The following is a 12,994-nucleotide window of genomic DNA, read 5'->3' as shown; positions in this document are numbered from 1 at the left end:
TTTTACAAATTTCCAAACCGTCCAGCTAATAAATTTACAAAACTTTCCTTTGAAAAAAACAGTTTACGCGAATGGGTGGTTTGTGATTAACATATCGCCAACCCGTGATCCGAGCCTGTCAGGCAGCCCGTCGGCAGGGGATCGGATCCGGCGCGCTGGCCATGAGGAGGATGGGCGTCATGAGTGCAGAAGCGATTGAAAAGCACGCAATTCCGGCAGGGTTCGAAAAGGCTCATGCGGGACCTGACGATTACAAGCGGATGTATGCCGAATCGATCGACGATCCCGATGGGTTCTGGGGTCGCGAAGGCCTGCGTCTCGACTGGATGACCCCCTATACCAAGGTGAAGAACACCGATTTCACCTTCGGCCAGGTCAGCATCAAATGGTTCGAGGACGGGCAGCTGAACGTCTCGACCAATTGCATCGACCGCCATCTCGCCACCCGCGCCGACCAGACCGCGATCATCTTCGAGCCCGATGATCCCAAGGCGGAAGCTCAGCACATCACCTATGCCGAGCTGTCGCGGCAGGTGAACAAGATGGCCAACGTGCTGCGCGACCTCGGCGTCAAGCGCGGTGATCGCGTTGTCCTCTATCTGCCGATGATCCCCGAGGCGGCCTATGCCATGCTGGCCTGCACCCGGATCGGCGCCATCCATTCCATCGTCTTCGCCGGCTTCTCGCCCGACGCGCTGGCCAACCGCATCAACGATTCCGGTGCGAACATCCTGATCACCGCCGACGAGGCGCCGCGCGGCGGCCGCCGGACGGCGCTGAAATCCAATGCCGATCAGGCGCTGCTGAACACCTCGGACCGGGTGAAATGCCTTGTGGTCAAGCATACCGGCGGCCAGACCACCTGGACCGAGGGGCGCGACATCGACCTGAAGGCGCTGATGGCCGAGGCGAGCGAGGCCTGCGAACCCGAGGCGATGAATGCCGAGGACCCGCTGTTCATCCTTTATACCAGCGGCTCGACCGGCAAGCCCAAGGGCGTCGTCCACACCACTGGCGGCTACCTGGTCTTTGCCGCCATGACCCATCAATATACCTTCGATTACCATGACGGCGACATCTACTGGTGCACCGCCGATGTGGGCTGGGTGACGGGCCACAGCTATATCGTCTACGGCCCGCTGGCCAATGGCGCGACCACGCTGATGTTCGAGGGCGTGCCGACCTGGCCCGATGCCGGCCGCTTCTGGGAGGTCTGCGCCAAGCACAAGGTCAACCAGTTCTACACGGCGCCCACCGCCATCCGCTCGCTGATGGGCAAGGGCGCGGAATTCGTGGAAAAGCACGACCTGTCCAGCCTTCGCCTTCTGGGCACGGTGGGCGAGCCGATCAATCCCGAGGCCTGGAACTGGTACAACACCCATGTCGGCAAGGGCCGCTGCCCGATCGTCGATACCTGGTGGCAGACCGAGACCGGCGGCCACCTGATCACGCCGCTGCCCGGCGCCATCGAGACCAAGGCCGGATCGGCCACGGTGCCCTTCTTCGGCGTCAAGCCGGTGGTGCTGGAGGCCGAGAGCGCCAAGGTGGTCGAGGGCAACCCGGCCGAGGGTGTCCTCTGCATCGGCGACAGCTGGCCCGGCCAGATGCGCACGGTCTGGGGCGATCACCAGCGCTTCATGGAAACCTATTTCCAGCAATACCCGGGCTATTACTTCACCGGCGACGGCTGCCGCCGCGACGAGGACGGCTATTACTGGATCACCGGTCGCGTCGATGACGTGATCAACGTCTCGGGCCACCGCATGGGCACGGCCGAGGTCGAAAGCGCGCTGGTCGCCCATGAGAAGGTCGCCGAGGCGGCGGTCGTGGGCTATCCGCACCCGGTCAAGGGGCAGGGCATCTATGCCTATGTCACGCTGATGAACGGGGTCGAGCCGACCGAGGAGCTGCGCGGCGAACTGGAGAAATGGGTCCGCACCGAGATCGGCCCGATCGCCAAGCCCGACCTGATCCAATGGGCGCCGGGCATGCCCAAGACCCGTTCGGGCAAGATCATGCGCCGCATCCTCAGGAAGATCGCCGAGAACGATTTCGGCGCACTGGGCGACACCTCGACGCTCGCCGAGCCCGAGGTCGTGGACGAGCTTATCAATAATCGCATGAACCGGGGGTAGCCCGGACATGCGTTTCGCCGGCGCGGGCATCCCGCCCGCGCCTTTCCTTCAGGGAGCCAAAGGAAACAAATGGCAGTAGTCGAAGCAACAGACGTCGACCGTTCGAGGCCGATGACGCGCGAGGAGAAGAAGGTCATTCTCGCGTCTTCGCTGGGTACCGTTTTCGAATGGTATGACTTTTACCTCTACGGATCGCTGGCGGCGATCATCGGGGCCCAGTTCTTTACCTCGTTCCCCGAGGCGACTCGGAACGTCTTTGCTCTGCTGGCCTTCGCGGCTGGCTTTATCGTGCGTCCCTTCGGCGCACTTGTCTTCGGCTCGCTCGGCGATCTCGTCGGGCGCAAATACACCTTCCTCATGACCATCCTCATCATGGGCATGTCCACCTTCATCGTCGGTCTTCTGCCCGGTTATGAAAGCTGGGGCATGGCCGCGCCGATCATCCTGATCGTGCTGCGCATGTTGCAGGGTCTGGCCCTCGGTGGCGAATATGGCGGTGCCGCGACCTATGTCGCCGAGCACGCGCCGATGAACCGCCGTGGCTATTACACCAGCTGGATCCAGACGACGGCGACCATGGGTCTCCTGCTGTCGCTGGTCGTCATCCTGATGGTGCAATCCTATGTGAACGGCAACTATGAACCGGTCCCGCAATTCTCGAATGGCGAGCCGATGCTTGGTCCCGACGGGTTGCAGGTCATGCTCGAACCCTTCAAGGCCTGGGGCTGGCGCATTCCCTTCCTCGGTTCGATCTTCCTGCTGTTGATCTCGCTCTACATCCGTCTGCAGATGGAAGAGAGCCCGGCCTTCAAGCACATGAAGGAAGAAGGCACCCAGTCCAAGGCCCCGCTGAAAGAGGCTTTCGGCCAGTGGAAGAACGGCAAGATCGCCCTGATCGCGCTGTTCGGCCTGGTCGCGGGTCAGGCAGTGGTCTGGTATTCGGGCCAGTTCTACGCGCTGTTCTTCATCAACAACGTCGTGAAACTGGACCAGTTCACCTCGAACGTGCTGGTGGCCTGGTCGCTGATCCTCGGCACCGCGGGCTTCGTGTTCTTCGGTTCGCTCTCGGACAAGATCGGTCGCAAGCCGATCATCCTGCTGGGCTGCGCGCTGGCGGTGGTGTCCTATTTCACCGTCTTCCGCATGATCACCGAAACCGCCAACCCGGCGCTGGCACAAGCGCAGGCCAATACCGTCGTCACCGTCTCGGCTGACCCGGAAACCTGCTCGTTCCAGTTCAACCCGACCGGCACCGCCAAGTTCACCTCGGCTTGCGACATCGCCAAGGCGATGCTGGCCAAGTCCTCGGTCAACTATACCTCAGTGGATGTCGCGGCCGGTGCGCCGACCGTGGTTCAGATCGGCGAGAAGCAGATCCCGGTCTATGACGGCACCCTGCCGGCGGAGGAGCTGAAGGCGGCCAAGGCCGAGTTCGACAAGACCGTGAACGGGGCGCTGACCGAGGCCGGCTATCCGGTCGATCCCAAGACCAACACCACGATCGCCAAGGCCGACCACTTCTTCGACGTGTTCAACGGCCAGAACTTCAAGCTGGTGCTGCTGCTGACCTATCTCATCGTGCTGGTCACGATGGTCTATGGTCCGATGGCCGCGGCGCTGGTCGAGATGTTCCCGACCCGCATCCGCTACTCGGGGATGTCGCTGCCCTACCACATCGGCAACGGCTGGTTCGGGGGTCTGCTGCCCGCCACCGCCTTCGCCATCTCGGCCCAGTCCGGCAACATCTATGCCGGTCTCTGGTACGCGATCGTGGTTGCCGGGCTGACCGTCATCATCGGCCTGATCTTCGTCCCGAACAGCGGCTATCGCCGCAGCCTCTTCGCGGACGACTCGGACCACAAGGTTCACCAGACGGGCTATGACAATGCCCCGCCCTCGAAGGGCTGGTGAGCGAATGAAACAGGGGCCCCGGCGCGAAAGTGCCGGGGCCTTATCGTCTACCCCGTCTCTGCCGTCGGGCCGGGGGTCACGCGAACAAGACGGCTGTCCCTAACGAGGAGGAGCGAAGGACATGAGTGACAGACAATCATCGAACGCATATTGGCAGGCCAATCTCAGGATCATCTGGGTCTGTCTCATTATCTGGGCGCTGGTGTCCTATGGCTTCGGCATCATCCTGCGGCCGCTGATCTCAAGCATCAGCATCGGCGGCACCGATCTGGGCTTCTGGTTTGCCCAGCAAGGCTCGATCCTGGTCTTCATCGTGCTGATCTTCTGGTACGCGGCGCGGATGAACCGCCTCGACCGTGAACATGGCGTGGACGAGTGAGGGGGCAGACACATGGATCAATTCACGCTTAACCTCATCGTCATCGGCCTGAGCTTTGCCCTCTACATCGGCATCGCCATCTATACCCGGGCCGGTTCCACCTCGGAATTCTATGCTGCGAACCGGGGCGTCAGCCCGGTGATGAACGGCATGGCAACGGCGGCGGACTGGATGTCGGCGGCCAGCTTCATCTCGATGGCGGGCCTGATTGCCTTCACCGGCTATGACAACTCGACCTACCTGATGGGCTGGACTGGCGGCTACGTGCTCTTGGCGCTGCTGCTTGCGCCCTACCTGCGCAAGTTCGGCAAGTTCACCGTGCCGGAATTCATCGGCGACCGCTTCTATTCGCAGACCGCACGGATCATCGGCGTCATCTGCCTGCTGATCATCTCGATCACCTACGTGATCGGCCAGATGACCGGCGTCGGCGTGACCTTCTCGCGCTATCTCGAGGTCAGCAACTCGACCGGCCTCTGGATCGGCGCGGCGCTGGTCTTCTGCTACGCGGTTCTGGGCGGCATGAAGGGCATCACCTATACGCAGGTGGCGCAATATGTCGTGCTGATCATCGCCTATACCATCCCGGCGGTGTTCATCGCGATGCAGCTGACCGGCCACGTCCTGCCGCAGACCGGCCTTTTCGGCACCCATGACGCGTCGGGCGCCAAGTTCCTGGCCAAGCTGGACCAGGTCGTCACCGATCTGGGCTTTGCCAATTATACCGGCCACCACAAGTCCACGCTGGACATGGTGCTGTTCACGCTGGCGCTGATGATCGGCACGGCGGGTCTGCCCCATGTCATCATCCGCTTCTTCACCGTTCCGAAGGTGTCGGATGCGCGGGCCTCTGCAGGCTGGGCATTGGTGTTCATCGCGCTGCTTTATACCGTCGCGCCTGCCGTGGGCTCGATGGCGCGCTTCAACCTGACCGCGACCATGTGGCCGGGGGCAGTGACCGGAACCGAGGCGGGCTCGACCTTCTCGGAACCGGCGATCTCGCTTGAGCAGATCGAGACCGCACCGGAACTGCAATGGATGCGGAACTGGCAGACCACCGGGCTTCTCTCGTGGGAGGACAAGAACGGCGACGGCCTGATCCAGTATTACAACGAGGCCGGCGCGGAAGGCGCCCCGGTGGCCGAGCAGATCGCGGCCCAGAACCTGCAGGGCAACGAGCTGACCACGGTGAACAACGACATCATGGTTCTGGCCAATCCCGAAATTGCCAACCTGCCGGGCTGGGTCATCGCCATCGTGGCGGCGGGCGGTCTTGCGGCGGCGCTGTCGACGGCGGCGGGCCTGTTGCTGGCGATCTCCGGCGCGGTGTCCCATGACCTCATCAAGGGCGCGATCAACCCGAACATCAGCGAAAAGAACGAGCTGATGGCGGCGCGCATCTCGATGGGGGTGTCGATCCTGGTGGCGACGATCCTGGGTCTGAACCCGCCGGGCTTCGCGGCGCAGACCGTGGCGCTGGCCTTCGGCCTTGCCGCAAGCTCGATCTTCCCCGTGCTGATGATGGGCATCTTCTCGAAGCGCATCAACAAGCAGGGGGCGATCTGGGGGATGCTCGCCGGCATCCTGTCGACGCTGCTCTATATCTTCGCCTACAAGGGTTGGTTCTTCATCTCGGGCACCAACATGCTGGAAGATACGGCGGCCAACTGGCTGTTCGGCATCTCGCCGGCCTCGTTCGGGACCGTCGGTGCGCTGATCAACTTCATCGTCGCCTACGCGGTGTCGAGCGCGACCGAGGAGCCGCCGGTCGAGGTGATCGAACTGGTCGAGTCGATCCGCGTTCCGCGCGGTGCCGGCGACGCCGTCGCCCACTGATACGGACTGGCCGCGCCCCCAACCGGGGCGCGGCCATTTCTCTGCAAGACCAAGGGAGTGACATGACGGACGCCGCCGGTTTCATCGCCTCGGTCCACCCCTATGACAGCCTGTCGCAGGACGAGCTGGCGCGTGCCGCCAGCTCCTTCAGCCGCAGGCAGATGCCGGCGGGTGCCGTGGTCTATGAATATGGCGACCTCTTGCCGGGCATCTGGCTGATCGAAGAGGGCCGCGTGGCGGTCAGTGACCGCAATGGCGATTCCGTGTCGGAACTGGGGCCGAGGAACAGCTTCGGCGAGCGCGGGCTTCTGCGCGAGGGGTCGGCGGTGACTACCGCCCGCGTCACCGAGGATGCGGTGCTGTGGATGCTGCCGCGCGAGGTTCTGCTGGATCTCATCGCGCAGAACCGGGCGGTGGCGCGCTTCTTTGACCGGGGGCGCAGCGGTCAGGGCTACGGGCGCGGGGCCGAGATCGCCACGCTGAAGGTCGAGGACCTGCTGACCCGCAAACCGTTGACCTGCGCGCCCGGAACACCCGTGCGGCAGGCGGCGCAGATGATGCGCGATGCAGGCGTCAGCAGCATCGGCGTGACCGAGGACGGGCGCCTGCTGGGCATCGTTACCATCCGCGACATGTCGAACCGCGTCGTCGCCGCCGGCCTCGACCCGTCGCGCCCGGTCAGCGAGGTGATGACCGTTGATCCCGTGACCCTGCCGCCGCAGGCCTTGGGCTATGACGTGCTGAACGCCATGCTGGAACGTCGCGTGGGTCATCTGCCGGTGGTCGATCAGGGCCGCTTCGTCGGCATGATCACCCAGACCGACCTGACAAGGGTTCAGGCGATCAGCGCCTCGGTGCTGATCCGCGATCTGGCCGATACCGGCTCGGCCGAGGAGATGGCGCGGATCACCGCGCGGGTGCCCGAGCTTCTGGTCAGCCTCGTCGCCGCGCATCAGCGCCACGAGGTCATCACCCGGATGATCACCGACATCACCGATGCTGTGACCCGCCGGCTACTGGTGCTGGCCGAGGCCGAGCTTGGCCAGGCCCCCGCCCGCTGGCTCTGGGCCGCCTGCGGCAGTCAGGGGCGGCAGGAACAGACCGGGGTCAGCGATCAGGACAATTGCCTGATCCTCGCCGAAGGCGCCGATCCCGCGCATCCGTGGTTCACCGCGCTCGCGCGCTTCGTCAGTGACGGGCTGAACCGGGCGGGCTTCGTCTATTGCCCCGGCGACATGATGGCGACCAATCCGCGCTGGTGCCAGCCGCTGAACGTCTGGCGAGACTATTTCACCGGCTGGATCCGCAAGCCCAGCCCCGAGGCGCAGATGCTGGCCTCGGTCATGTTTGACCTGCGCGCGATCGGCGGCGATGCGGCGCTGTTGACGGGGCTGCAGGCCGAGACGCTGGCGATGGCCTCGAAGAACTCGATCTTCGTGGCCCATATGATCGCCAATTCGCTGAAGCACCGCCCGCCTCTGGGCATCATCGGCGGCTTTGCCACCATCCGCTCGGGCGAGCATCGCCACCATATCGACATGAAGCATAACGGCGTGGTGCCAGTGACCGACCTTGCCCGCATCTATGCGCTGCAGGGGCGGCTGACGGCGGTGAACACCCGCGCCCGGCTGCTGGAGGCCGAGGATCACGGCGTCATCTCGGGCAGCGGGGCGCGCGACCTGATCGCCGCATATGACGTGATCCAGACGCTGCGGCTGGAAAATCAGGCGCATCTGATCCGTTCGGGCCGCAAGCCCGACAATTATCTGGCCCCCGCCGACCTGCCCGATTTCGAGCGCAGCCATCTGCGGGATGCCTTCGTCGTCGTGCGCGGGATGCAATCGGCACTGGGACAGGGAAAGGGAATGCTGGGATGACAGGGGTAGGGGTCGAGGTTCTGGGGGTGATCGCGGTGGGGATCGGCGCGGCCGCGGTGCTTTATGCGCTGTTTCATGCGCTGCGAAAGGCCGGGGTCATGCCCGCCCGCTGGCTGCTGCCTGCCGGCATCGGCCTTGCCATGATCGCCTATTCGGTCTGGAACGACTACGCCTGGTATGGCCGCGCCGTCGCCCGTCTGCCGACTGATGCCTCGGTGCTGCTGACCGGCGAGGTCAGCCAGCCCTGGGCACCCTGGAGCTATCTCTTCCCGATCACCACCCGCTTTGCCGCCATCGACCCGGCCAGCATCGAGATGAATGCCGATGCCACCTCGCGCGCGCGCATCATGCTGGTCGAGCGGCGGGGCAATACCGTCGTCGTGCCGCAGGATTTCGACTGCGCCAAGCGGCTGATCCGGCCCGCATCGGGCGACTGGCAGGCGGCGGGGGCGGATGATCCGGCCTTCCGCCTGGTCTGCGGGGAGGGGGCGTGATGGCGCGGGTCATGGTCATCGAGGACGAGGACAATATCGCGCTGGCGCTGGATTACCTCTTGACCCGCGACGGCCATGACCATTCGCGCATGGCCAGCGGTGCCGGCGCGGTGCAGGCGATCCGCGACCAGCGGCCCGATCTGGTGCTGCTCGACGTGATGCTGCCCGAGGTCTCGGGCTATCAGATCGTGCAGGAGATGCGGGCCGATCCGGGTCTTTCGGCGACGCGCGTGCTGATGATGACCGCGCGCGGCTCGGTGGTTGAACGGCGCAAGGGCATGGCGCTGGGGGCCGATGGCTTCATCGCCAAGCCGTTCGAATTGTCGGAACTCCGGGCCGAGATGGCCCGGCTTCTGGAAAAGCCATGCTGAGCCAGCTGCCGCTGCGGCTGCGGGTCCTGCTGATCTTTGCAGGACTGGCAGCGGCGGCGGCGCTGGTCATCCTCTTCGCCCTCTGGGTCGAGGCAAGGCGGCTGATGGCGCAGGGCGTGGCGCTGGATCAGGCGCTGTCGCCGATGCTGCTCGCGGGTTTCGTCGCCGTTCTGGGCGTGGTGCTGGCCGTGGTCGCGGTCTGGTATCTCTTCGACCGCCATGTTGCCCGGCCGATCGAGACCCTGGCCGGGGGGCTGCGCACCGGGCAGGCGCCCACAGGCGAGGAGGCGCAGTATCTGGGCGATCTCGGCCCCGCCGCGCGCGACGCCGCCGAGGCGCGGGCGCGGTCGGCCGAGGCGCTGGCGCAGGCGCTCAAGGACCATGCCGCCGAACAGGCGCATGAGATGGCGGTGCTGGAAAGCATCCTGTCGGATTTCGGCGCCGGCGCGGTGATGAGCGATGCGGCCGGGCGGGTGGTCTTCTACAACGCCGCCGCCGCCCGGATGCTGCCTGGCCTCGGGCTGGATCGTCCGCTGGAACGGCATCTGCGCCGGGGGCCACTGCTGGCGGCGCGGGCGCGGCTGGACGGGCAGGGGATCGAGGCCACCGACCTGACGGCGCTGACCGTGACCGGCGGGCGGCTGGCGGGGCGGATGCGGCTGCTGGATCACGGCACGCTGCTGATCCTGCGCGACCATCCCGCCGACCGGGCGGATGCCCGCGCGTCGATCGAGGCGCTGCGCCGCCATGCCGCGACGCTGGTGCCGATGCTGGGCGCGCTGGATGGGCCGATCCCGCCGGCGCTGGCCGAGGCGATCCGGGTCGAGGGGCAGGGGCTGGCCGCCGCCACCCGCGCGCTGTCCGAGGCCTCGGCCCGCGCCCTGCCCACGGCCCGCGCGCTGCTGCCGGAACTGGCCACCGGGCTTTTCGCCGATGCCCTGCCGCTGATCGCGGTGCAGGCCGAGGCGGGGCCGGTCAATGCGCTGCTGCGCGATCTCGACCGCAGCCTGCGGGCCGAAGGGCATGATCCGCAATTGCGCGTCGATGCCGAAGATCCCGAGGAAGTGCGCCTCTTGCTGGAATGGCAAGGTGCGGCGCTGCCGATGGACCGGCTGGAGGACTGGCTGGCCCGCGCGCCTGATCCCGACCAGCCCGACCAATCCGGTGCCGACCTGCTGGCGGCGCAGGGCACCGGCATCTGGGCCGAGCGCGCTGCCGATGGCAAGGCACGGCTGGTCCTGCCGCTGGCGCGGGCGGCGGGCGCGGATGCGTCGGGCGGGCTGACCTATGATTTCGCGCTGGCCGGGCGGGGTGCGGCCTCGACCCGGCTGTCGGACCTGACCTGCGTGGTCTTCGACACCGAGACGACGGGCCTGACCGACAGCGACCGCATCCTGCAGATCGCGGGCCTGCGTATTGCCGGCGGCCGGCTGACCGGCGAGAGGTTCGAGACATTGGTTCAGCCCGGCCGCCCGATCCCCGCCGCCTCGACCCGCATCCACGGCATCACCGATGCGATGGTCGCGGATGCCCCCCTGAAGGCCGCGGCCCTGACGGCCTTCCAGCATTTCTGCGACGAGGCCACGCTGGTCGCCCATAACGCGCCCTTCGACATGGGCTTCCTGCGCCGCGCCGCGCCCGAGACCGGGGCGCATTTCACCAACCCGGTGCTGGACACGGTGCTGCTGTCCGCGATGCTCTGGGGGCAGTCGGCCGATCACTCGCTGGATGCGCTCTGCGCCCGGCTGGACATCGCCATCCCGCCCGAGCTGCGCCATACCGCCATGGGCGATGCGCAGGCGACGGCCTCGGCCTTCCTGCGAATGGTGCCGGCGCTGGCGGCGAAGGGGATCGAGCGGTTCGAGGATGTGCTGGAGGAAGCCCGGAAACATCGCCGGTTGATCGGCGATGTGAACTCAGGATCAGATGGTTAGGATGATAACCTAAAGTTCTACCTGAGGTTGGTAGGGATCGACCGGCAGCTGCCGGCGCTCGGGTGCGGGCGCGCCCTCGGGCGTGCCCCGGCCAAAGCCGCGCAGGCTTTCCCCGATCGGCGGCGGCGGCGGGGCATCGGCCTTGCGGCGGATGATGATGTCGCCGTTTTCCAGCCGCTCGGGCGTCTGGTAGTTCGAGATGTCATCGACCAGCGTCGAGAGGTCGGTCATTACCGGCCCCAGCATCGACAAAGCGCCGCCCAAATCGCGCGACAGCCCGTCGATCTCGGGCGCCATGTCGTTCAGCAGGTTGTCGAGGAACATCCCCATCCCGCGCTCGATCAGGTCGCCGCCCTCGGCCATGGAGCCACCGGCATCGGGGGCAGGCGCGCCGGGGGCCTCGTCGGCCAGCGGCGGGGTGTATTGGTAATCCGGCGCCGGAAGATCGGGCGCGTTCTCCTGCTGGGCCAGCGCGAAGGGCGCAGCGGCCAGAAGGGCGATCACGGGCAGGGCGTAGATGCGTTTCATCCGCCGAATGTGGGGGCTGAGCGGCGCTGGCGCAAGTCGCAAGGCTGCGACAGGTCAGCCCAGCCTTGCGGCGCGGGCGATCTGTGCCTCGGTAATGCCGTGGCGGGGGCCAAAACGGCGGCGGGCGGCGATCAGTCGCGGATCGTCGGGCGGCAGGCCAAGCGTTGTCATGAATTCGGCCCGCTGCGCGCCCTTCAGCGCCTCGCGATCGATGGCGGTGCCAAGCGCGCGGTCGATCACCTCGCCGCCGGGCGAGACATGGAACCAGCGCGAGAAGTCGCGGAAATGGTGCTGGTTGTGCAGCGCGGTCACATGGCGCTCGGCGGCGGTTTTCTTGACCGGCAGATGGGCGGTGGCATGGAACCACTCATAGGCCAAAAAGGTGCCGACGCCGCCCACAAGGATCACCGCCGCGCCGACCTGCCAGCCGAGGTCGGGGAACAGCAGCCCGCCGATCGCGCTGGCGATCAGGTAGTGCGTGCCGAGCATCGGCAGGGCGATCCACCACGGCACGAAGAACAGCCCGGGCACGGTCGGAAAATCGTGATGGCCGTAATGCGCCTGATACATCAGGTCAAAGCGCCATTGCGTGCGCGGCGGCGGCAGGTGGAACAGGAAACGGTGCATCCCGTATTCGTTCACGAATTGCAGCGCCACGCCGAGCGGCACCAAGAGCCACAGCCAGAGCGGACCGGCTGCGGTGATCACCAGACCGGCGAGGAAGGCCAGCGCCATCACCAGAATCGCCCAGTGGCTGGCCAGCAGACGCAGACGGCTCATCCTGCGGGGACCTGCTGCATGTTGCGGAACTGCTCCCAGGCTTCCGTCAGGCGGCGGGTGCGGGCCTCGGCCAGACGCACGGCCTCGGGCGGCAGGCCGCGGGCGATGGCGCGGTCGGGATGGGCCTCGCGGATCAGCGAGCGATAGCGTTTGCGCGCCTCGGGCAGGGGCGTGTCGGGGGCGAGGCCCAGCACCTCGCAGGGGGCGCAGCCGCGATTGGGGTCATGGCGCATGCGGATGGCGGCGATGCGCGCCGGGGTGAGGCCGAAGATGCGGCCCACCTCGTCGATGAACGCCACTTCCGCCTGATGCAGCCCGCCATCGGCCAGCGCGATGATGAACAGCCCCTCGATCACGTCCAGAAGCACCGGATCGGCGGGCGGGAACATGGCGGCGATGCGCCGCGCCCATGCGTCGTATCCGGCCACGTCCTGCCGGGCGAGATCGAAGACCCGGGCGGCGTTCTTTTCCTCGGCGCGCGGGATGACGAAGAGCCGGCGGAAGGCGGCCACCTCGGATTTCGCCACCGCGCCATCGGCCTTGGCGAGTTTTGCGCCCAGGGCGATGATGGCGATCGAGAAGGCCACCGAGCGTTCCGGCGCCACCGAGGCCGGGCGCGGCGACAGCATCGCCGCCAGCCGGTCGGCGATTCGCTGCCAGAAGCTGCGGGGCTTCGGCAGTTCGGGGGCGTCGAGTGGCGGTATCACCTGATCCATCATCGGGGCAGATTATCGTGCTTCGGCGCAGGG

11 protein-coding genes are annotated in these 12,994 nt (G+C 66.3%); 8 read left to right on the top strand and 3 right to left on the bottom strand.

What is annotated here, in order from left to right; genetic code table 11:
* Positions 1-179 precede the first annotated feature (179 nt).
* The 8 genes from acs (at position 180) to Q1A36_RS00375 (ending at position 10,937) form a co-directional block, all read left to right on the top strand.
* On the top strand, positions 180-2,135 hold the full coding sequence (acs, locus tag Q1A36_RS00410; protein WP_299838142.1) for an acetate--CoA ligase: 1,956 nt from the start codon (positions 180-182) through the stop codon (positions 2,133-2,135).
* Positions 2,136-2,204: 69 nt separating this feature from the next.
* A complete protein-coding gene (locus Q1A36_RS00405) occupies positions 2,205-4,046 on the top strand; it encodes an MFS transporter (protein ID WP_299838140.1) in 1,842 nt (613 codons plus the stop codon).
* 121 nt (positions 4,047-4,167) lie between these two features.
* The gene (locus tag Q1A36_RS00400; RefSeq protein ID WP_299838137.1) at positions 4,168-4,425 is read left to right on the top strand and encodes a DUF4212 domain-containing protein; all 258 of its coding nucleotides are present in this window, start codon (positions 4,168-4,170) and stop codon (positions 4,423-4,425) included.
* 12 nt (positions 4,426-4,437) lie between these two features.
* A complete protein-coding gene (locus Q1A36_RS00395; protein WP_299838135.1) occupies positions 4,438-6,261 on the top strand; it encodes a sodium:solute symporter family protein in 1,824 nt (607 codons plus the stop codon).
* A gap of 62 nt (positions 6,262-6,323) precedes the next feature.
* On the top strand, positions 6,324-8,138 hold the full coding sequence (locus Q1A36_RS00390) for a DUF294 nucleotidyltransferase-like domain-containing protein (RefSeq protein WP_299838132.1): 1,815 nt from the start codon (positions 6,324-6,326) through the stop codon (positions 8,136-8,138).
* Positions 8,135-8,632: a hypothetical protein gene (locus tag Q1A36_RS00385; protein WP_299838129.1), complete on the top strand. Its 498-nt coding sequence runs from the start codon at positions 8,135-8,137 to the stop codon at positions 8,630-8,632. Before Q1A36_RS00390 ends, Q1A36_RS00385 begins: the two co-directional genes overlap by 4 nt.
* The gene (locus tag Q1A36_RS00380) at positions 8,632-9,003 is read left to right on the top strand and encodes a response regulator (RefSeq protein WP_101751318.1); all 372 of its coding nucleotides are present in this window, start codon (positions 8,632-8,634) and stop codon (positions 9,001-9,003) included. Before Q1A36_RS00385 ends, Q1A36_RS00380 begins: the two co-directional genes overlap by 1 nt.
* A complete protein-coding gene (locus tag Q1A36_RS00375) occupies positions 8,997-10,937 on the top strand; it encodes a 3'-5' exonuclease (protein ID WP_299838122.1) in 1,941 nt (646 codons plus the stop codon). Before Q1A36_RS00380 ends, Q1A36_RS00375 begins: the two co-directional genes overlap by 7 nt.
* 9 nt (positions 10,938-10,946) lie before the next feature.
* Here Q1A36_RS00375 and Q1A36_RS00370 read toward each other — a convergent pair whose 3' ends face one another.
* From Q1A36_RS00370 to Q1A36_RS00360, 3 genes are read right to left on the bottom strand one after another with little or no spacing between them, the layout of a single operon-like run.
* On the bottom strand, positions 10,947-11,465 hold the full coding sequence (locus Q1A36_RS00370) for a hypothetical protein (protein ID WP_299838119.1): 519 nt from the start codon (positions 11,463-11,465) through the stop codon (positions 10,947-10,949).
* 54 nt (positions 11,466-11,519) lie between these two features.
* Positions 11,520-12,245: a sterol desaturase family protein gene (locus Q1A36_RS00365; protein WP_299838116.1), complete on the bottom strand. Its 726-nt coding sequence runs from the start codon at positions 12,243-12,245 to the stop codon at positions 11,520-11,522.
* Complete coding sequence (locus tag Q1A36_RS00360; protein ID WP_299838113.1) at positions 12,242-12,961, bottom strand: molecular chaperone DjiA; 720 nt, start codon at positions 12,959-12,961, stop codon at positions 12,242-12,244. The genes Q1A36_RS00365 and Q1A36_RS00360 overlap by 4 nt, the downstream gene beginning before the upstream one ends.
* Between the last annotated feature and the right edge of the window lie 33 nt (positions 12,962-12,994).

This window comes from uncultured Paracoccus sp. (assembly GCF_947487305.1).
In the GTDB taxonomy this organism is placed as follows: domain Bacteria; phylum Pseudomonadota; class Alphaproteobacteria; order Rhodobacterales; family Rhodobacteraceae; genus Paracoccus.
The sequence above is the reverse complement of the archived record's forward strand: the minus strand, read 5'-3'. Positions and strand labels throughout refer to the sequence as shown.

Coding starts and splice junctions, on each gene's coding strand:
- acs (WP_299838142.1), top strand. CDS start 180: ATGAGTGCAGAAGCGATTGAAAAGCACGCAATTCCGGCAGGGTTCGAA.
- Q1A36_RS00405 (WP_299838140.1), top strand. CDS start 2,205: ATGGCAGTAGTCGAAGCAACAGACGTCGACCGTTCGAGGCCGATGACG.
- Q1A36_RS00400 (WP_299838137.1), top strand. CDS start 4,168: ATGAGTGACAGACAATCATCGAACGCATATTGGCAGGCCAATCTCAGG.
- Q1A36_RS00395 (WP_299838135.1), top strand. CDS start 4,438: ATGGATCAATTCACGCTTAACCTCATCGTCATCGGCCTGAGCTTTGCC.
- Q1A36_RS00390 (WP_299838132.1), top strand. CDS start 6,324: ATGACGGACGCCGCCGGTTTCATCGCCTCGGTCCACCCCTATGACAGC.
- Q1A36_RS00385 (WP_299838129.1), top strand. CDS start 8,135: ATGACAGGGGTAGGGGTCGAGGTTCTGGGGGTGATCGCGGTGGGGATC.
- Q1A36_RS00380 (WP_101751318.1), top strand. CDS start 8,632: ATGGCGCGGGTCATGGTCATCGAGGACGAGGACAATATCGCGCTGGCG.
- Q1A36_RS00375 (WP_299838122.1), top strand. CDS start 8,997: ATGCTGAGCCAGCTGCCGCTGCGGCTGCGGGTCCTGCTGATCTTTGCA.
- Q1A36_RS00370 (WP_299838119.1), bottom strand. CDS start 11,465: ATGAAACGCATCTACGCCCTGCCCGTGATCGCCCTTCTGGCCGCTGCG.
- Q1A36_RS00365 (WP_299838116.1), bottom strand. CDS start 12,245: ATGAGCCGTCTGCGTCTGCTGGCCAGCCACTGGGCGATTCTGGTGATG.
- Q1A36_RS00360 (WP_299838113.1), bottom strand. CDS start 12,961: ATGGATCAGGTGATACCGCCACTCGACGCCCCCGAACTGCCGAAGCCC.